Annotated in this window: 16 protein-coding genes; 9 read left to right on the top strand and 7 right to left on the bottom strand. The window is 44.7% G+C overall.

Annotated elements, in window-relative coordinates; genetic code table 11:
- The first annotated feature begins 18 nt into the window (after positions 1-18).
- The gene (locus KI742_RS14135; protein ID WP_012841628.1) at positions 19-1263 is read left to right on the top strand and encodes a carboxynorspermidine synthase; all 1245 of its coding nucleotides are present in this window, start codon (positions 19-21) and stop codon (positions 1261-1263) included.
- 103 nt (positions 1264-1366) lie between these two features.
- Positions 1367-2500, top strand: coding sequence for a carboxynorspermidine decarboxylase (gene nspC, locus KI742_RS14130; RefSeq protein WP_285385630.1), 1134 nt, complete (start codon positions 1367-1369; stop codon positions 2498-2500).
- Positions 2501-2577: 77 nt separating this feature from the next.
- Here nspC and KI742_RS14125 read toward each other — a convergent pair whose 3' ends face one another.
- Both KI742_RS14125 and KI742_RS14120 read right to left on the bottom strand, forming a co-directional pair.
- Positions 2578-3090 (bottom strand): glycine cleavage system protein R, encoded by a 513-nt coding sequence (locus KI742_RS14125; RefSeq protein WP_005376814.1) that lies wholly within the window; start codon positions 3088-3090, stop codon positions 2578-2580.
- Between the two features lie 221 nt (positions 3091-3311).
- Positions 3312-4214 (bottom strand): DUF3943 domain-containing protein, encoded by a 903-nt coding sequence (locus KI742_RS14120; RefSeq protein ID WP_213866519.1) that lies wholly within the window; start codon positions 4212-4214, stop codon positions 3312-3314.
- Between the two features lie 191 nt (positions 4215-4405).
- On the opposite strand from KI742_RS14120, the gene KI742_RS14115 reads away from it, so the two are divergent.
- A complete protein-coding gene (locus tag KI742_RS14115) occupies positions 4406-5638 on the top strand; it encodes a CinA family nicotinamide mononucleotide deamidase-related protein (RefSeq protein WP_017820471.1) in 1233 nt (410 codons plus the stop codon).
- A 96-nt stretch (positions 5639-5734) separates the two neighbouring features.
- Here the strand turns inward: KI742_RS14115 and yfaE are convergent, their stop codons facing one another.
- From yfaE to ubiG, 4 genes are all read right to left on the bottom strand, one after another.
- Positions 5735-6016 carry a class I ribonucleotide reductase maintenance protein YfaE gene (gene yfaE, locus KI742_RS14110; RefSeq protein WP_005376817.1) on the bottom strand — a complete coding sequence of 94 codons (282 nt, stop codon included), beginning with the start codon at positions 6014-6016 and terminating at the stop codon, positions 5735-5737.
- Positions 6016-7149, bottom strand: coding sequence for a class Ia ribonucleoside-diphosphate reductase subunit beta (gene nrdB / locus KI742_RS14105; protein ID WP_005376818.1), 1134 nt, complete (start codon positions 7147-7149; stop codon positions 6016-6018). Before nrdB ends, yfaE begins: the two co-directional genes overlap by 1 nt.
- Before the next feature lie 83 nt (positions 7150-7232).
- Positions 7233-9515, bottom strand: a complete 2283-nt coding sequence (nrdA, locus tag KI742_RS14100; protein ID WP_005376819.1) for a class 1a ribonucleoside-diphosphate reductase subunit alpha — start codon at positions 9513-9515, stop codon at positions 7233-7235.
- Positions 9516-10016: 501 nt separating this feature from the next.
- Positions 10017-10724 carry a bifunctional 2-polyprenyl-6-hydroxyphenol methylase/3-demethylubiquinol 3-O-methyltransferase UbiG gene (ubiG, locus tag KI742_RS14095; RefSeq protein WP_154204455.1) on the bottom strand — a complete coding sequence of 236 codons (708 nt, stop codon included), beginning with the start codon at positions 10722-10724 and terminating at the stop codon, positions 10017-10019.
- Between the two features lie 475 nt (positions 10725-11199).
- Here ubiG and gyrA point away from each other — a divergent pair, with 475 nt between their 5' ends.
- The 3 genes from gyrA to KI742_RS14080 all read left to right on the top strand — a co-directional run bounded on the left by gyrA (position 11200) and on the right by KI742_RS14080 (position 15264).
- The gene (gene gyrA, locus KI742_RS14090) at positions 11200-13920 is read left to right on the top strand and encodes a DNA topoisomerase (ATP-hydrolyzing) subunit A (protein ID WP_054574746.1); all 2721 of its coding nucleotides are present in this window, start codon (positions 11200-11202) and stop codon (positions 13918-13920) included.
- A gap of 123 nt (positions 13921-14043) precedes the next feature.
- On the top strand, positions 14044-14667 hold the full coding sequence (locus KI742_RS14085; protein ID WP_054701274.1) for a tetratricopeptide repeat protein: 624 nt from the start codon (positions 14044-14046) through the stop codon (positions 14665-14667).
- Between the two features lie 42 nt (positions 14668-14709).
- Positions 14710-15264: a hypothetical protein gene (locus KI742_RS14080; RefSeq protein ID WP_167415318.1), complete on the top strand. Its 555-nt coding sequence runs from the start codon at positions 14710-14712 to the stop codon at positions 15262-15264.
- Between the two features lie 127 nt (positions 15265-15391).
- On the opposite strand, the gene nrfA is transcribed toward KI742_RS14080, so the two are convergent.
- Entirely contained in the window at positions 15392-16819 is a 1428-nt protein-coding gene (nrfA, locus tag KI742_RS14075) for an ammonia-forming nitrite reductase cytochrome c552 subunit (RefSeq protein ID WP_025998734.1), read from the bottom strand.
- A 450-nt stretch (positions 16820-17269) separates the two neighbouring features.
- On the opposite strand from nrfA, the gene nrfB reads away from it, so the two are divergent.
- From nrfB to nrfD, 3 genes are read left to right on the top strand one after another with little or no spacing between them, the layout of a single operon-like run.
- Positions 17270-17872 carry a cytochrome c nitrite reductase pentaheme subunit gene (gene nrfB, locus KI742_RS14070; protein ID WP_009706898.1) on the top strand — a complete coding sequence of 201 codons (603 nt, stop codon included), beginning with the start codon at positions 17270-17272 and terminating at the stop codon, positions 17870-17872.
- 1 nt (position 17873) lies between these two features.
- The gene (nrfC, locus tag KI742_RS14065; RefSeq protein WP_017636123.1) at positions 17874-18560 is read left to right on the top strand and encodes a cytochrome c nitrite reductase Fe-S protein; all 687 of its coding nucleotides are present in this window, start codon (positions 17874-17876) and stop codon (positions 18558-18560) included.
- On the top strand, positions 18557-19528 hold the full coding sequence (gene nrfD, locus KI742_RS14060) for a cytochrome c nitrite reductase subunit NrfD (protein ID WP_167415317.1): 972 nt from the start codon (positions 18557-18559) through the stop codon (positions 19526-19528). The genes nrfC and nrfD overlap by 4 nt, the downstream gene beginning before the upstream one ends.
- The last annotated feature ends 3 nt before the right edge of the window (positions 19529-19531 follow it).

The following is a 19531-nucleotide window of genomic DNA, read 5'->3' as shown; positions in this document are numbered from 1 at the left end:
CAAAGGTAACGGAAAACTATGGCAATTCTACAGATTGGTGCAGGCGGCGTTGGCTGGGTAGTTGCACATAAAGCAGCACAAAACAACGACGTTCTGGGTGATATCACAATCGCATCACGTACCGTAGGTAAGTGTGAGAAAATCATCGAATCGATTCAGAAGAAAAACAATCTGAAAGATTCAACTAAGAAATTAGAAGCGCGAGCGGTAAACGCGGACGACGTAGATTCTTTAGTTGCTTTAATTAAAGAAGTACAACCTGACTTAGTGATCAACGCAGGTCCTCCTTGGGTGAACATGTCTATTATGGAAGCATGTTACCAAGCTAAAGTGTCATACCTTGATACATCTGTTGCGGTTGATTTGTGCTCTGAAGGCCAACAAGTACCTCAAGCTTACGATTGGCAGTGGGGTTACCGTGAGAAGTTTGAAGAAGCGGGCATTACAGGTATTCTTGGTGCTGGTTTCGATCCGGGCGTAGTATCGGTGTTTGCCGCATACGCAGTGAAGCATCTGTTCGATGAAATCGATACTATCGACGTAATGGATGTAAACGCAGGCGACCACGGTAAGAAGTTCGCAACTAACTTTGATCCAGAAACGAACATGCTTGAGATTCAAGGCGATTCGTTCTACTGGGAAAACGGCGAGTGGAAACAAGTACCTTGTCACTCACGTATGCTTGAGTTTGAATTCCCGAATTGTGGTTCACACAAAGTGTACTCAATGGCGCACGACGAAGTTCGATCTATGCAAGAGTTCATCCCGGCGAAACGCATCGAATTCTGGATGGGCTTTGGTGACCGTTACCTAAACTACTTCAATGTGATGCGCGACATCGGTCTACTCAGCCCAGATCCACTAACGCTTCACGACGGTACGGTTGTTCAACCTTTGCACGTGCTAAAAGCACTACTACCAGATCCAACATCACTCGCACCAGGCTACACTGGCCTAACGTGTATCGGTACTTGGGTTCAAGGTAAGAAAGATGGTAAAGAGCGCAGTGTATTTATTTACAACAACGCTGATCACGAAGTCGCATACGAAGATGTTGAACACCAAGCTATCTCATACACCACTGGCGTACCAGCGATCACTGCGGCTTTGCAGTTCTTCCGTGGCAAGTGGGCAGACAAAGGCGTGTTCAACATGGAACAACTAGATCCAGACCCATTCCTAGAAACCATGCCATCTATTGGTCTAGATTGGCATGTTCAAGAACTGGAGCCAGGACAACCTGTTATCCATAAATTGAAGTAAGAATTTAGCGACTCTTATTTGTACGTTTAAGCCGATGCACTTGCGTCGGCTTTGTTCGATTTTATAGTGCCTTTGCTAAGGCGAAGGGACGTAAGGTATCAAAATGCAACAAAACGAACTAAAAACGCCATACTTCATGATCAATGAAGACAAGCTGATTGAGAACCTAGAGAAAGCAAAACAGCTAAAAGACATCTCTGGTGTGAAGCTTGTATTAGCACTGAAGTGCTTCTCAACATGGGGTGTATTCGACATCATCAAGCCTTACCTAGACGGAACAACAAGTTCTGGCCCGTTTGAAGTGAAGCTTGGCTACGAAACGTTTGGTGGTGAGACACACGCATACAGCGTGGGTTACAGCGAAGATGACGTTCGCGATGTGGCGGACATCTCTGACAAGATGATCTTTAACTCTCAGTCACAGCTAGCGGCTTATCGTCATATTGTCGAAGGTAAAGCATCGATTGGCTTGCGCCTGAACCCAGGTGTGAGCTATTCAGGGCAAGACTTAGCAAACCCAGCGCGTCAATTCTCTCGTCTTGGTGTTCAGGCTGATCACATCAAACCGGAAATTTTTGATGGTATTGATGGCGTAATGTTCCACATGAACTGTGAGAACAAAGACGTGGATGCGTTTATCGGTTTACTCGATGCTATTTCAGCTCAGTTTGGCGAGTACCTAGATAAGCTGGACTGGGTAAGCATGGGTGGCGGCGTGTTCTTCACATGGCCGGGTTATGACATCGAAAAGCTTGGCCTAGCGCTGAAAGCGTTTGCTGAAAAACACGGCGTGCAAATGTACCTAGAACCGGGCGAAGCGATCATTACCAAGACGACTGACCTAGTGGTCACTGTGGTTGATATCGTTGAGAACGTAAAGAAGACGGCGATTGTCGATTCAGCCACAGAAGCTCACCGCTTAGATACGTTGATCTACAATGAGCCAGCGTCAATTCTTGAAGCATCTGAAAATGGTGAACACGAGTATGTGATCGGCTCGTGCTCTTGTTTGGCTGGAGACCAGTTCTGCGTGGCGAACTTCGAACAGCCTCTAGAGATAGGACAGCGTCTGCATATTCTAGATAGTGCCGGTTACACCATGGTGAAACTGAACTGGTTTAACGGTCTACGTATGCCGTCGGTCTACTGTGAACGCTCGAATGGTGACATTCAAAAACTGAATGAATTTGACTACTCTGATTTCAAACGTTCACTGTCTCAGTGGTCAGTGATATAAAACGTATTGAGTATTAGAACGACAAAGAGCAGCTGAATTGCTGCTCTTTTTATTGGGGAAGCGTTAAAGGTATGCAGTTAGCTTTCTACAATTACACGAGTGTCTTCACTCAGAGATTCTAACTCATTGGCTATGTCTTCAATTTCTAGCTCGCTAGGTAGTTTTATCGCCATTTTAGCGCTGAATAAGCTAGAGCTTACCCCTCCGCCTCCTGCAATGAATACACGCTGACAATCCATATCTAAAATTGAGATACCTTGATTATCGAGAACGTGAGTAATTTCATTCACAATACCCGCTCTATCGTTGGCATCTAAACGAAGTTGGAAGATAGTGTCTTCACGATATGAGTGAGGCTCAGAGTCGACGAACCTAACAACAAGAGTCTGACAAGAAGAGAACGCTTGTTTAACGATGTCGGCATTTTCTCTTGGAAGCTCTACTTTGATGACACCTGCAACTTGGTCTTCGATAAAGTTTACTTTGCTGATCAGCCATTTCCCGCCGTTTTCGTGTGTGATTGCAGCGAGCTCTTTAATCGTGGCGGGTGACGCTTGTCCGACAAAATTAACAATAAATACGGTGTTCATAATGTCCCCTCCTGGAATCAAGGTTTGGACGCAGTACGAATAAACGTGCTACTTAAGTTATTGGAATAAATCCTTTTATTTAGTGTAGGTGCTAAGGGCGGGTAATGTTTGATGAAAGTCAATTTTTAACACTAATTCGTGATGCAAATAATTAAAACAATGTTCAGAGCACAAAAAAGCAGCCATCGTAAGGCTGCTTTTTACCGAGTATCAACTTAGGATTAGAAGGTTACTTTTAACTCGACACCATAAAATTGACTGTCGTAGTTTGCGCCTGCGTCCATGGCGAATTTTGCAACATCTTGGTTTCCAAACCAAGGTGATGAATTGAATTGTAGTTCTGCACTACCGCCCCATGCATCAGTTACCCAATAATGAATATGTCCAACAGGGTTTAAGAAGAAGAGCGAAACATCACCTGCGGTTTCAGAACCCATAACTTCGCCGCCGTTTGCAATAATGTCTTGCTCAGCCGTTAACATCATTTCACCAACAACAGCACCAAAGAATGGTGTGATAAAAATATCCTGCCAAGATGGTACTTCTGCGAACGCCTCCACGCCATACTCCCAAAAGAACGTCGACATAGTTGCGGAGTACAAAAACGACTGAAATTCATTATAGCCAGCGTGACGTGCTGCCGTGTAGTAAACGCCGCCAAAATATGGGTGCATGATGTAGTTGAGGACATGTTCATCGCGATCCCAAACGGGGCCGTCAGAGACATTATCTTTCCACTTTTGCCCCAACTTACTCATGTCTCGGTCTTCTTCGTCCCATTTGGTGATACTTTCTGGAAGAAAAGTCATCATGCCTACGGTCGCGATACTGAGACCTAGAATGGTGTAGGTTTGACCCATCAGATAATCCCAGTCTTTATCTTGAGGGATGATGAGATGTTTAGGCTGAAGCCCTGCGTCAAGGTTTAGCGAATCATCATTATTCTGTTCATACATAACACCGCGATTTTGAGCCTCGAAGGTGTACAGAGTCGTCGTTTCGCAGTAACCTGACAAGCAATCAGGTGTGTAAGAAAACTCTGTATGACGGTTTAGGTCATAGCGACTTGCGTGCGCAAGCGCTGACGAAGCCAAGCAAAGGCCTGTTAGAGTCGTCTTGAACATGGATGATTTTGACACAAAGGTCTCCGAGTTAATGGTGTATGTTCGGGCTCGTAATTATCCCTCAAAACATCAATCATTTAAACACTTGACCCTTATTTAGTCCCAACAAACCTCGGCGAGATTTGTCCAAATAAAAAGAAAAATAAGCGCTATAACGAAAATAGGATTGTGCTTACGTTCAGGAGTCAGTTGTGAAAATAGCAATGCTTAGTACTGGTGAGGAAGTCCTCCACGGTGATATTGTTGATACTAATGCGGCATGGTTGTCTAGCCTGTTTTATCAACATGGATTTGGCTTAACAAAGCGCTCTACGGTTGGTGATAGCCTATCGAGTTTGGTTGAAGAGTTTTTAATGCTCAGCTTTAACAACGATGTGGTTATTGTTAATGGTGGTTTAGGCCCTACAACGGATGACATGAGTGCTGCCGCCGCCGCGAGAGCCGCCGATTGTAAACTGGTGCTATTCAAAGAGTGGTTGCAGCATCTAGAAAGTTTGTATGCTCGACGTGGCATCCCTATGCCGGACAGTAATTTAAAGCAAGCAATGCTGCCAGAAACGGCAGAGATATTGGACAACCCGATAGGCACTGCTTGCGGTTTCAAAATGCTGATTAATGATGCCATTTTTTATTTCACACCGGGTGTACCAAGTGAATTTAAGCTCATGGCAGAGACGCAAATTCTTCCCGATCTGAGAAGAGTGTTTCCCGATGTTCAAGGTTCATGTTGTAGTCGAATCTACACGTTTGGTCTATCTGAATCCGGTATTTCAGATAAGCTAGATCAGCTAAAACTTCCTCAAGACTATGAGCTAGGGTATCGCTCTTACTTGCCTTTTATTGAAGTGAAACTTTTTGGTCCTTCAGATCAGATTGAACAGCGTTTGAAACTAGTACAGATAATTAATAAACACCTTGAGAGTAATACCGTTAGTATTGATTTACCTATGGTTGAAAATGTCGGCCAGTTGTTGGTCGATAAAGGACTAACAGTGTCGACCTCCGAAAAAAGTAGCGGAGGATACTTAACGTACTGGCTAAACGGTGATGAAAACGCTGAAAAACAACTAGGGCATGGTTGGATACTACCGAGCCTGACTCAAGCGATGGCCAACAGCGGAGATCCATTAGCAGAAACGTTTGCTCTGGCTGGTGCTACGCGAGAGAAGTGTGGGACGGATTTATCACTCGTCACTGGCCATATTGAAGAGGGCGTTTTTTCCGTCGCTTTATCGACACCGTCAGGCGAGTGGGGAGCGTTATATAAACTCTCGAAAAAGTATCAGCGCAGTGATCAAGTTAAAGTGATCAGCACGGCAGCACTAGACTTGTTGCGTCGCTACCTAGAACGTAAACCGATGTTTGCGCATTATGCATTTTTAGAGAAAGTTAAAGAGATGCACCTCCCGAGCAGTGCTTTATAACCAAAGCTCTATACAGTAGTCTGAGAGACAATACACAGAGACAAAAAAGCCAAGGTGATTACCTTGGCTTTTGCATTTTATACCGTCGAGTCAACGTTATGCGCGCTGCTTTTCTTTCATCGCGTAGTTAACGCCGCTAAGTGACAAATCTGATTTTGCTTTACAGATACAAGGTAATATTTCATCACTTTGTGTGTAAGCCATGGCAAAACCAACATACTCCACTTCACCAGACTCCAATTTGCAGCGACAGGCGCCGCAGTGCCCATCACGGCAGTTGTATTCTGGTAATAGGCCAGCTTGCTCCATTGTTTCCAAAATCGTATTGGAAGGGTTGGATTCAATGCTGATCAGTTTGTTGATTTTGAGTGTTGCCATTACAGCTCGAATCCTTCGAAGTCATCTGCGCGAACTTCATTGTCAATTTGACCCACAAGGTAAGAAGAGATTTCTGCTTCTTGAGGCGCAACTTGAACGTTATCTGAAGACAACCAAGCGTTAATCCATGGAATTGGGTTGGTTGTTGCTTCTGGATACGCTGCTGGTAGACCTACCGCTTGCATACGAATATTTGTGATGTATTCAACGTATTGGCTTAGGATGTCTTTGTTTAGACCGATCATAGAGCCATCTTTGAATAGATACTCTGCCCACTCTTTTTCTTGCTCAGCCGCTTCTTTGAATAGGTCAAAACAGTCCTGTTTTGCCTCTTCTGCGATTTGCATGAAAGTGAAGTCATCTTGACCGTTACGTAGCAGGTTGATCATGTGCTGCGTGCCGTTTAAGTGAAGTGCTTCGTCACGAGCGATCAGCTTGATGATTTTCGCGTTACCTTCCATTAGTTCGCGTTCTGCGAAAGCGAAAGAACATGCGAAACTTACGTAAAAACGAATAGCTTCTAATGCGTTAACAGACATCAGACAGATGTACAGCTTCTTCTTAAGATCGTACAGACTAACCTTAACCGTTTCACCGTTAAGGACATGCTCACCTTCACCGTAGCGATGGTAATCATTCGTCGCTTGAATCAAATCGTCGTAGTAGTGCGCGATGTCTTTTGCACGCTTCAGAATGTGCTCGTTCTCAACGATATCATCAAACACTACAGCAGGGTCGTTCACGATGTTACGAATAATGTGTGTGTAAGAACGAGAGTGAATCGTTTCAGAGAAAGACCAAGTCTCAATCCAAGTCTCTAGTTCTGGCAGAGACACAAGCGGCAGCAGTGCCACGTTAGGGCTACGACCTTGAATAGAGTCAAGAAGCGTTTGGTACTTCAAGTTAGAGATGAAGATGTGCTTCTCGTGATCTGGCAGTTTGTTGTAATCGATACGGTCGCTAGATACGTCTACTTCTTCTGGACGCCAGAAGAAAGAAAGTTGTTTCTCGATAAGTTTTTCGAAAATCTCAAACTTTTGTTGGTCGTAACGTGCAACGTTTACTGATTGACCTAGGAACATTGGTTCCTTCAATTGGTCATTCTTTTTTTGGTTAAAAGTACTGTAAGCCATAATGCCTCAATTCCTTTTAAACCTCCCCGTAAGGGGGAGGTTATCGATAGTCTGTCTTTACGGGTTCGCTAGGTACGGGAAGATTAAATCTTACAACCGCCGCCAGCACAATCGTCATCTTGTGGTTGAACAGCGTCTTTCTGTTCATCTTTCGCGCCATCACGAGTGTTGTGGTAGTAAAGCGTTTTCACACCAAACTTATACGCTGTTAGCAGGTCTTGAAGTAGTTTCTTCATTGGAACCTTGCCAGTCTCGTAACGTGACGGGTCGTAGTTAGTATTAGCAGAGATAGCTTGGTCAACAAACTTCTGCATAATACCCACAAGGTGTAGATAACCGTCGTTCGAACCGATATTCCAAAGCAGTTCATAGCTGTCTTTAAGTTCTGTGAACTCTGGTACAACTTGCTTCAGGATACCGTCTTTCGAAGCTTTTACTGAAACGTAACCACGTGGTGGCTCAATACCGTTAGTTGCGTTTGAAATCTGAGAAGAAGTCTCAGAAGGCATTAGCGCAGTCAGTGTTGAGTTACGTAGGCCGTGCTCCATAATTTCTTTACGTAGGCTGTCCCAGTCGTAATGCAGCGCTTCGTCACAAATTAGGTCGATATCTTTCTTATACGTATCAATCGGCAGTAAGCCTTTCGCGTAGTTCGTCTCGTCGAATGAAGGACACTTACCTTGTTCTTTCGCCAGTGCTACAGATGCTTTCAATAGGTAGTACTGCATTGCTTCGAACGTACGGTGAGTTAGGCCGTTCGCGCTACCGTCAGAGTATTTCACGCCATTCTTCGCTAAGTAGTAAGCAAAGTTAATCACACCAACACCTAGCGTACGACGGTTCATAGTCGATTTGTATGCCGCTGGTAGAGGGTAATCTTGGTAATCAAGCAGTGCATCTAACGCACGAACAACAAGATCGGATAGCTCTTCGAAATCATCTAGAGACTTGATAGCACCTAAGTTGAATGCAGAAAGCGTACACAGTGCGATCTCGCCTGAGTCATCTTCAACGTTAGTTAATGGTTTCGTTGGCAGTGCGATTTCTAAACATAGGTTCGACTGACGAACTGGAGCGACTTCAGAATCAAATGGGCTGTGAGTATTACAGTGGTCCACGTTCTGGATGTAGATACGACCCGTTGATGCACGCTCTTGCATTAGCAGAGTGAACATTTCAATCGCTTTAACCGTTTCTTTCTTGATTGAAGGATCGTTCTCGTACTTCACGTATAGACGCTCAAACTCTTCTTGGTTTTCGAAGAATGCGTCGTACAGACCAGGTACATCAGATGGTGAGAATAGCGTAATATTGCCGCCTTCAACTAAACGTTGGTACATCAGTTTGTTTAACTGAACACCGTAGTCCATGTGACGAACACGGTTTTCTTCAACACCACGGTTGTTCTTAAGTACCATTAGTGAGCGTGCTTCACCGTGCCACATTGGGTAGAACACAGTAGCTGCGCCACCACGTACACCACCTTGTGAACAACATTTTACTGCTGTTTGGAAGTACTTGTAGAACGGAATACAACCAGTGTGGAATGCTTCACCACCGCGAATCTCTGAGCCTAATGCACGGATACGACCTGCGTTGATACCAATACCAGCGCGCTGAGATACATAACGAACAATTGAGCTTGCTGTTGCGTTAATAGAATCAAGACTGTCTCCACACTCGATCAGAACACATGAGCTGAACTGGCGAGTAGGGGTACGCACGCCAGACATAATTGGCGTAGGTAGAGAAATCTTAAATGTCGATGTCGCATCGTAGAAACGTTTGATGTAATCAAGACGTGTCGCTTTTGGATATTTCGCAAATAAGCACGCTGCTACAAGGATGTATAAGAACTGAGCACTTTCGTAAATTTGGCCCGTAACACGGTTCTGTACGAAGTACTTACCCTCTAGCTGCTTAACTGCCGCGTATGAGAAGTTTAGGTCGCGTTTATGGTCGAGGTACGCATCAAGTTCGTCGAGTTCTGCTTTTGTGTAGTCTTCTAGAATATGTTGATCGTACTTACCCATATCGACGAGGCGAGACACGTGATCATAAAGCGTTGGTGGCTCGTATTGGCCATACGCTTTTTTACGCAGATGGAATACCGCTAGGCGAGCAGCTAGGTATTGGTAATCCGGAGTCTCTTCAGAGATCAGGTCTGCCGCAGACTTGATGATTGTCTCGTGAATATCTGTCGTTGTGATGCCGTCATAAAACTGGATGTGAGCGCGAAGTTCTACTTGAGAAACCGAAACATTATCTAGACCTTCTGCAGCCCAAGTGATAACGCGGTGGATTTTATCCAGATCGATACTTTCTTTACGGCCATCACGCTTGGTGACGGTAAGTTGTTGGTTCATTCTGCTTTATTTCCCTAAGAAAACTGATAAAAGCCGTATTTTTGTTTGTTTATGTGCAATATGAGTAAAGCTTGCGGCGGCTTTGTGATCAAAGTCTATCTATATATTGTCGCTTAAACACAACATATAGGGGTTCATTTGTTTGCGGGTTACAAGATAGTGCTATTACACTGATTTATCAAGGTACAGTTCGGGGATGACTTGTGGATAACTGACAAAATGAAAAAAATCAGTAAGTGAACACTAACCGATGAGAAAAGGGCAGACTTGAATGGTTAAAAGTACGGTTTCGAGATCGGTTTAGAAATAACCGCATGCAAAAATATTTTCCTTGATCTTTGGCCGTTTTTATCTACGAAAAATGGCTTGGTCAAAATGGAATCTAGAGCACGAATTTTAGCCATAAAAAGACAAAAAAAGCGGCAACTTTGTGCTACCGCTTCCGATTCATTTTCTTTAAAAAATGTCAATCACAAAACTCATTTTTTAACTTAATAGCGTTCAGTATTTTTTAGTATGAACGATGTAGTTTACATCTACATTACGACCGAGTTTGTAGCTGTCATTTAGAGGGTTGTAATGAAGCCCAGTAATGCCCATTTCCGTCAGGTCAGTTTGGTCTATCATCTTCATCATTTCGGCTGGCTTGATAAACTTATCGTGCTCATGAGTGCCTTCAGGAACAATCTTAAGAAGCTTCTCAGCACCGACAATAGCAAATAAGTACGACTTAATGTTTCGGTTCAAAGTTGAGAAAAACACGTGACCACCGGGTTTGACTAGCGCAGCACAAGAGCGGATAACGGAGAGAGGATCTGGAACGTGTTCAAGCATCTCCATACAAGTCACGACATCGTAAGTTCCTGCGTTTTCTATAGCGTGGTCTTCTATTGTGCTCTGAATGTAGGTCAGTTGAGTGCCTGTTTCTAATGCATGTAGTCGCGCGACTTCTAATGGTTCTTTACCCATATCAAGCCCCGTCACAATAGCGCCTTCTTTTGCCATGCTTTCAGCAAGAATGCCACCACCACAGCCGACATCAAGTATTCGCTTGCCAAACAAGCCATTTGCTTTTTCAAGTACATAGTTCAAACGAAGTGGGTTAATTTGATGAAGCGGCTTAAACTCGCCTTCTAAATCCCACCATCGAGAAGCCATGTCCTCGAATTTCTTAATTTCACTTGGGTCGACGTTTTGTGCTTTAGTCATAATTGGTTTTATTGCATTCAATCTGAGTCCTTTAGAGGGCGCCAGTATACTCCAACGTTTTACACCCAAACAACCTCGATGTTCTTAGTTAAGGGACAATGACAGAGTTCACTGGCGCGGCAATCGAGACAGGTGCCTGTAATTTGTAAAGCGCTAACTATTGTTTTTGCTTCATCCTTGAACTGGTGCCAGTGACAATAACTCTAAAACCTGCATTTTCGCGTTGTGTGGTTAAAGGAATTTACCTCGCTTTTCCGCGTAAAGGGTCCGATTTTGCTCAATATTGACCGAAATATAACCACTAATCAGAAAGATATGGGATGAGTGTGCAAATTCTCGACATTTGATTCATAACCAAGCTCACAACCTGATAAAAGGAGAGGGAAAGTGATGCCGAAGTGATGAATTGTGTGTTATATTTTTGCACCTTACACGTATCGTAATTACGATCAGATAATAGAGGGATAATGGCTCTATGAGCGATTTAGCTAAAGAGATCACGCCCGTAAACATTGAAGATGAGCTTAGAGGTTCATACCTAGACTATGCGATGTCAGTCATCGTGGGTCGTGCTCTTCCAGATGTGCGTGATGGCCTAAAACCAGTACACCGCCGCGTTTTATTCGCGATGAACGTACTAGGCAACGATTGGAACAAACCATATAAAAAATCAGCCCGTGTTGTCGGCGACGTAATCGGTAAATACCACCCACATGGTGATAGTGCTGTGTACGACACAATCGTACGTATGGCTCAGCCGTTCTCGCTTCGTTACATGCTGGTCGATGGTCAAGGTAACTTTGGCTCGATCGATGGCGACTCTGCTGCGGCAATGCGTTACACCGAAGTTCGAATGGCAAAAATTGCCCATGAACTATTGGCTGACCTAGACAAAGAAACCGTAGACTACGTACCAAACTACGACGGTACTGAGCAGATCCCAGCGGTTCTTCCAACTAAAATTCCAAACCTATTGGTTAACGGTGCTTCTGGTATCGCAGTAGGTATGGCAACCAACATCCCGCCTCATAACCTTGGCGAAGTGATTGATGGCTGTCTTGCATACATCAATAATGAAGAAATCACTATTGATGAACTAATGGATTACATTCCTGGTCCTGATTTCCCAACGGCGGCGCTTATCAGCGGTCGTAAAGGCATTGTAGACGCGTACAAAACAGGTCGTGGCAAAATCTACATGCGTTCGAAAGCGGACATCGAAGTGGAGAAGAATGGTAAAGAGACCATTATCGTCACTGAAATTCCTTACCAGGTGAACAAAGCTCGCTTGATCGAAAAGATCGCTGAGCTAGTTAAAGATAAGAAAGTAGAAGGTATCAGTGCACTGCGCGACGAGTCAGATAAAGACGGTATGCGCATTGTTATTGAGTGTAAGCGCGATGCTGTGGGCGAAGTAGTTCTAAACAATCTTTACGCTCAGACTCAGCTGCAAACCACTTTCGGTATCAATATGGTGGCTCTAAACAATGGCCAGCCACAGCTATTCAACCTAAAAGATATGTTGAAGTGCTTCGTTGATCACCGTCGTGAAGTTGTGACACGTCGTACTATCTTCGAACTGCGTAAAGCTCGTGAACGTGCTCATATCCTTGAAGGTTTAGCTCTAGCGCTTGCTAACATTGATGAAATCATTGAGCTTATCCGTAAGGCACCTACACCGGCTGAAGCAAAAGCGGGTCTTATCGCTCGTGGTTGGGATTTAGGCAACGTTTCAGCAATGCTAGAGCGTGCTGGTACAGATGCTGCGCGCCCTGAATGGCTAGAGCCTGAATACGGTATTCGTGATGGTCAGTACTTCCTGACTGAGCAACAAGCACAAGCTATCCTAGATCTACGTTTACATAAACTAACAGGTCTAGAACACGAGAAGATTCTTGGCGAATACAAAACACTTCTAGAAGAAATCGCTGAACTCATGCATATCCTTGCGAGCACTGAGCGTTTGATGGAAGTGATCCGTGAAGAACTTGAAGCAGTTCGTGACGGCTTTGGTGACGCTCGTCGTACAGAAATCACAGCTGCGAGCCATGATATTGACATGGAAGAGCTGATCGCACGTGAAGACGTTGTGGTTACTCTATCTCACGGTGGTTACGTTAAGTACCAAGTACTGAGCGACTACGAGTCACAGCGCCGTGGTGGTAAAGGTAAGAGTGCGACTAAGATGAAAGATGAAGACCATATCGAGCGTCTTCTAGTGGCGAATACCCACGATAACATCTTGTGTTTCTCTACTCGTGGTAAGACATACCGCCTGAAAGTTTACCAATTGCCTCTAGCGAGCCGTACTGCGCGTGGTAAGCCAATTGTGAACATCCTTCCCCTCGAAGAAGGTGAGCGCATTACCGCGATTCTACGTGTAGATGAATTCTCTGAAGACAAATTCATCTTCATGGCAACAGGTGACGGTACGGTTAAGAAAACGCCGTTGAACCAGTTTGCAAACGTACGTTCAAATGGCCTAATCGCTGTGAACCTACGTGAAGACGATTCGTTAATCGGTGTGGATATCACTAACGGCGAAAACGAAATCATGCTGTTCTCTAAAGCGGGTAAAGTGGTTCGCTTTAAAGAAGCAGAAGAGATTCCAGTACTTGATGAAAATGGTAAACCAGTTCTTGATGAGAATGGTCAGCCAGAGATCAAGTTTAAAGGTGTTCGTCCTATGGGTCGTACCGCCTCTGGTGTTCGTGGTATGAAACTGGCTGAAAATGATCAAGTTGTATCACTTATTGTTCCTTCGCACGAAGGCGACATCCTAACGGTTACAGAAAACGGTTATGGTAAACGTACAGCACTTAGCGAGTACCCGACAAAAGGTCGTGGCACTCAAGGTGTAGTTTCTATCAAAGTTTCTGAGCGAAATGGCCCGGTAGTTGGTGCTATCCAGGTTGTTGAAGGTGATGAAATGATGATGATCACCGACGCTGGCACGTTAGTACGTACTCGTGTGGGTGAAGTTAGCCAGGTTGGTCGTAACACACAAGGTGTAACGCTTATCCGTACTGCGGAAGATGAATCAGTTGTTGGTTTGCAACGTATTGAAGAAGTTGATGATGAAGAGCTGCCTACTGATGAAGATGCAGAAGCGTTAGAGTCAACAGACGAAAATACGCAGCAAGACGCTTCAGAAGCTCCAGCTGCTGATGATGCAGAGGAAGGTAACGAAGAGTAATCTTACATCGTTATCCTGATATGAAAAGCCGAGCCTTAGTTGCTCGGCTTTTTTGTATCTGTATCAACGCATTTAAAGTAAGAAATGCGTACACTGACGTTATCTTTGTTTACAGGACGTGTTATGTCTGTTTGGTTTTTCGCTGCCATCACTCTGATGGGGTTGTTTATCGTACTCTTATCATTGAGTGCATCAAAAGTTAAACCTGCTCAATGGTTTGGCTTTTGCCTGTTAGTACTTGTCGTGACGAGTGCCAGTTTCTTATTGCTGCATCAAACACCGCCTAAACCAATACAAGCGGAAATGTCACGAATGATGACTGCTCGTGACATCATGAAAGAGATCCAAGACCAGTTGCGTGAAGATCCGAACAACGCTGAATTGTGGTTCCAACTCGGGCAGGGCTACCTGCTAGAGGGTGAATTTGACGGTGCGTTGATTTGTTTTGATTACGCGATCCAACTGACTGAGCCTGTCAGTGCCACGCAACTTGCTGCGAAGGCGACCACTTTATACTACATTCACCAGCAATCAATGACGCAAGAAGTTAGCTTGCTTTTGGAGCAAGCTTTGCAGATAGAACCGCACAATGAAGCCGCTTTGTCTTTGATCGCAAATGATCATTTTCTGTCATTCCGATTTCAGGAAGCGATTGATGCCTGGGTACTATTATTAGATTCTAATGATCCAAATTTAGATAGGGTGCAAATCATTAACTCTATTAACAAAGCAAAAGAGCTATTGTAAGCGTACAATTTAACAAGCAATAGAGGGAAAGGTGGGCAACGAATGAAAAATAAAGCACTAAGCATATTGGTTTTGCTGTGCGGCTCTGTGCTGGCGGGTTGTAGCTCTTCCGATCGTTCTGGCTCTTCCTCTATGGTTTATTATTCATCGGGTTATTACGATCCGTGGTGGTACGATCATGACGACTACTGGATTTATTACTATCCGGGGTGTTGCGACAACGACGACGAATACAAAGAGAAACTGGAAGAGTGGTGGAATGGTTTAGATGAAGACGAACAGCAATCCATCAAAGACAAAGTCGAGGATTGGAAAGACGATGATATGTCCGCCAATATCGATAACATGAAACGCCAACTCGACGATCATTGGCAATCATTGCCTGACGAGCAAAAGCAAGAGATTCAAACCAAATGGGAGAATCGTCCGGAGCGTATTGAACCAGCGACTTTACAAGGCAAGGCGGTGAAAGAAAAGGTTCAACAAAGAAAAGCACTGCCGGAAACGAAGATCCAGCGTCCAGTTGCTCGCCCAAATGTGCAGATACCTAAAGCGCGTCCAAATATTCAACCTAGACCTAGGCTTCCTCGTCGCTAGTACATTCGATTTTTGTCTCTCGATAGAATCAGGATGAAGAAATAAAGATAATAAAGATAATAAAGAAAGAAAAGGGGCGTTCAGTACGCCCCTTGTTGTATCTATAAACTAACCTCTGCAAGTTAGACTAATATGTGGCTTCGCGTTCAGCTGCTGCTTTATCCCATTCTGGTGCCACCGTTTCTAGGAAGTGTTTCTTGTCTGCGTTCATCTTATCCATATCCATGCCCAGTGCTTGCTGTGCTTTCGCTTTGGTCGAGATATCTGGAATTTGAACAGGGTCAGTAATGCCTTTGGTTGCCAGTAAGCGAACCAACTTGGTACGGGCGTCAGCAGCGCGGTCAACTGCAGTACCAAGTACTTCTAGTGCTACCTCAGGAGCATGCATGTGGACACCGTGAGAAGCAATCGCGTAGTCCCAACGCCATTGTGCATGGCGAATATCTTGTAGGATAGGTTCCATCTCTGCTTCTGTTGCACCTGCTTTCCACGCTGCGCCTGCTTCAAAGTGTGCCGCTACGATTTGCTTCTCGGCGGTTAGCTTCATGTTCAGTACTTGCGCTTTGCGAGTCGAGACGATGCCTTGTAGCTGCTCTTTAGTTTGGGTATGGCATTGCGCACAGGTGTCTTCAAAACGATCAAATGGGTTACCCACTTTGTGGTCTGTGTAGACTGTACCGTCTTCTTTGGTCACTTTGGGCATGTGGCAGTCCACACACACCACTTTGTTTTTACCATGAATACCCGCTCTCCAAGTTTCGAAACCTGGATGTTGCGCTTTTAGCATCGGCGCTTTAGATACGGCATGCGTCCAATCTTTGAAATTCAACGCGTCGTAGTATTTCTCCATGTCGTTAACGGTGGTGCCCATATCCCATGGGAATTTAACCGCTTTAGTTGGGCCGGTGAAGTAGTATTCAACGTGACATTGAGCGCAGACCGATGCTTGCTTATCTAGGCGAGACTGTTCATCAAAGTTTTTACCAATAGTATCAAAAGCACGCTCGACGTATGGGCGAGTCAGTGCTAGCGCAGGTTCGCCTTTCTTGAAGGCTTCAGAGCCTGTATTGTGGCAATCGGAACAACCGATAGGGTTGACGATTTCTGAGCCTAAGCGTGCCCATTTACCTTCGAAATAACCGTCTTCACCACGTTCATCAATCACGCGCGCAACGTCTGGGCTTTTACAGCTCCAGCACGCCATCGGCATAGGGCCGGATTTTTCATCAGTCGGTGCACCGGTACGTAAGGTTTGGCGAACATCATCAAGTGCGTAAAAGTGACCGCGCGCTTTGTTGTAGTCTTTTGCGAAGCCGTAGCCAGCCCATAAGATCACCATGTTTGGGTCTTCACTTAGGGCATCTTCAATGTGTTCGCTTTCGGATGTTGCTTTCCAAGAATGGTATTGATCAGGGTGGTTCTGTTCAAAGACATCGTTACGAGGATCGATAAAATCCTTCTCTTCTGCCGCTAACGGAGCGTCAACCAAAAATAATTGGCTGGCGAATAAGGTCGCAACCGCAATAGGTGCGCTCATCCAGTGTTTTATGCTCACAGTGTTATCTCCATATTCGTTTTTATTAGCAGCGTTGTGAGGAGCTATTCCAAATAAGAACTGGAGATCTACGATTAATAATATTGCTTAATTGGATAGATGAAATAGTGAGTGAATCTTGTCTTGTTTTAGATCAATTTACACCAGTGATCTCAGTCATGTTTGAATTTATATACCCCTAAAGTGGTAGTTGTTAAGTCATTGTTCTGCAATGCTTTGGGTTTTTAACCTTTTTAAAAATAGGGTGATTTAGTTCGCTTTTTGAGCAGTCGTTTCTACCCCTTATGAATAATAGAGGTATTATAAATATAGGTTTAGCGTTGTGGCTTTCCGAAATAAGAATTGATGTCATTTGAAGATCTAAAAAATATCTTCAGAGGAAATTAATTGTCGCTCAAATAAATAATTGAGAATAGTTATCAATTATTATCGAGCTAAGGAAAGAACAATATGGGCAATATAAAATTGACCATAGAGACAATGCTGAAACTTCTCTTCGTCTTTGCCATCTATGGTTTCTCCATCGCCGCCCATGCGACTTCTTCAGAGCCGATTGAAGGTGCTCAAGCTGAGCGTCATCAAGTCGAGTTGATCCGTGACCGTGACTACAAGTGTCTGCAATGTCATAAGGATGCAAAAGAGACTCTGAACCTTTCGCATGACCCGCAAGCTCTACTCAGCCAAGGGAAGCAACTTAATTGCACCAATTGCCATAGCAACATTGGTCCCGACCATCGTGAGGGCGCGCCTGATGTGATTAAGTTTTCTGCCGCGCAATCGAAAGAGGTACACGACAAAGTGTTCCTTGATCCAAGCATGATTCTTAAAGCCAACAGCCAATGTGTGGATTGCCACGCACCGACACAGCTGAGAGAAAGCCACTGGACGCACGATGTGCACGCCAAAAACCTCACTTGTTCAAATTGCCACGATGTACACGCAGCGAAAACCAAAGCGTTGTCGTACGACAGAAAACAACTGATCAAGCAGTGTGTGGATTGTCACTCTGAATTTGCCGTCGAACCTGAACTTGCCAAAGAAGAGGAGAGATAGCATGAAATGTTCGAGAAGAAACTTTTTAGCCGGCAGCGGCGCGTTGATTTTAACTACAGGCGTTGCAGGCACTTCCGTTGTTAGCTCCTCTCTCTATGCCAGCAACAGTGAACAAGCGAAACGCATGGGTATGGTTCATGATGAAAATGCCTGTATTGGCTGTACCGCTTGTACCGATGCTTGTCGCGAAGTAAATAAAGTCCCTGAAGGCGTAACGCGACTTAAAATTCATCGCAGTGAACCGATTGGCGAATTTCCAGATGTGGAATACCAGTTTACTCGCGAATCCTGTCAGCACTGTGATAACCCACCATGTGTGTACGTTTGTCCAACAGGCGCTGCATACAAAGATGAAGCGACCGGCATCGTGGATGTGCACAAAGAGAAATGTGTCGGATGTGGTTATTGCCTTGCCGCTTGCCCTTACCAAGTGCGCTTCTTTAATCCAGTCGATCACTCTGCGGATAAATGTAACTTCTGCCGTGATACCAACCTAGCGCAAGGTAAGCAGCCAGCTTGCGTGGAATCTTGCCCAACAAAAGCACTCATCTTTGGTGATTTGAATGACCCAACTAGCGAGGTGAGCAAAGCTATCGAAAGCCATGTTGTCTATCGCGATAAATCGCATTTAGGTACGCAACCTAAACTGTACAAAATTCCGCATAGCAAAGGGGAGGTGTCATCATGAACGGCTTCGAAAGTGCATTCCACTTTGACTCGTTAGTCTGGGATTGGATCATCGCGATTTACTTATTCCTTGCTGGGATGTCTGCAGGTGCGGTGATGATTTCTATCTATTTAAAACGCAAAGTGATTGAAGGTGATCCCGCAAACAACGGCATCATGAAAGCGATGGCTTGGCTTGCGCCATTTGGCATCATTGCTGGGTTGGTAATTTTGATTTTCCATTTAACCAAGCCTTTAGAGTTTTGGAAGATCATGATCTACTACAACCCAACGTCTGTGATGTCGATGGGCGTGATCTTGTTCCAAGTGTACATGCTGGTGCTGTTTGTTTGGATTGGCGTTATCTTCCGCCATCAAATCATCAGCTTCTGTGAAGGGAAGTTACCAAGCAAACTGCTGGATTTTGCCGATGGCATTTTGATTAAGGCGGGGAAAGCCAACAACGCCATTGAATTGTTCTTGGGCTTCTTAGCCATCATGCTTGCAGCGTACACTGGCTTTCTATTGTCTGCATTGAAGACTTACCCAATGCTAAACAATCCAGTACTGCCAATCTTGTTCCTGTTCTCTAGTTTGTCCTCGGGTGCAGCGGCATGCTTGATGTTCGGCATCTTGGTGTTTAAAGAGTCGACCAGCAGCCCAAGTGTGTCTTGGGTACACGGATTTGAACGCCCAGTAGTATTGTTTGAGCTGTTTGTCTTAGTGACTTTCTTTACTGGACTGATCTTCAGCGGTGGTCAGAACGAAGTCGCGGCTTGGAATGCTATTTCGAGTGGATTCTGGGCTCAATGGTTCTGGGGTGGGGTAGTGTTCATCGGCATGATAACGCCTTTGACTCTCAATTGGTTGGCGCCTTCTGAAGTGCGCCACAAAGGCAGTTACGTTTTTGTGGTCACGACGTTGAGCTTGGTTGGCGTACTTATGCTGCGTACTTTCATTCTCTATGCCGGTCAAATGACCTTAGTGTAAGGG

It is taken from the genome of Vibrio sp. D417a (genome assembly GCF_030248595.1).
Taxonomy (GTDB): domain Bacteria; phylum Pseudomonadota; class Gammaproteobacteria; order Enterobacterales; family Vibrionaceae; genus Vibrio; species Vibrio alginolyticus.
This window is presented reverse-complemented; position numbering and strand designations above follow the sequence as displayed.

Bases quoted from the DNA above. Each gene is read 5' to 3' on its own strand.
- KI742_RS14125 (WP_005376814.1), bottom strand. From the start codon at position 3,090: ATGAACACCGTATTTATTGTTAATTTTGTCGGACAAGCGTCACCCGCC.
- KI742_RS14080 (WP_167415318.1), top strand. From the start codon at position 14,710: ATGAAAAATAAAGCACTAAGCATATTGGTTTTGCTGTGCGGCTCTGTG.
- gyrA (WP_054574746.1), top strand. From the start codon at position 11,200: ATGAGCGATTTAGCTAAAGAGATCACGCCCGTAAACATTGAAGATGAG.
- ubiG (WP_154204455.1), bottom strand. From the start codon at position 10,724: ATGACTAAAGCACAAAACGTCGACCCAAGTGAAATTAAGAAATTCGAG.
- KI742_RS14135 (WP_012841628.1), top strand. From the start codon at position 19: ATGGCAATTCTACAGATTGGTGCAGGCGGCGTTGGCTGGGTAGTTGCA.
- nrfD (WP_167415317.1), top strand. From the start codon at position 18,557: ATGAACGGCTTCGAAAGTGCATTCCACTTTGACTCGTTAGTCTGGGAT.
- nspC (WP_285385630.1), top strand. From the start codon at position 1,367: ATGCAACAAAACGAACTAAAAACGCCATACTTCATGATCAATGAAGAC.
- nrdB (WP_005376818.1), bottom strand. From the start codon at position 7,149: ATGGCTTACAGTACTTTTAACCAAAAAAAGAATGACCAATTGAAGGAA.
- yfaE (WP_005376817.1), bottom strand. From the start codon at position 6,016: ATGGCAACACTCAAAATCAACAAACTGATCAGCATTGAATCCAACCCT.
- KI742_RS14085 (WP_054701274.1), top strand. From the start codon at position 14,044: ATGTCTGTTTGGTTTTTCGCTGCCATCACTCTGATGGGGTTGTTTATC.
- nrdA (WP_005376819.1), bottom strand. From the start codon at position 9,515: ATGAACCAACAACTTACCGTCACCAAGCGTGATGGCCGTAAAGAAAGT.
- KI742_RS14120 (WP_213866519.1), bottom strand. From the start codon at position 4,214: ATGTTCAAGACGACTCTAACAGGCCTTTGCTTGGCTTCGTCAGCGCTT.
- nrfC (WP_017636123.1), top strand. From the start codon at position 17,874: ATGAAATGTTCGAGAAGAAACTTTTTAGCCGGCAGCGGCGCGTTGATT.
- nrfB (WP_009706898.1), top strand. From the start codon at position 17,270: ATGGGCAATATAAAATTGACCATAGAGACAATGCTGAAACTTCTCTTC.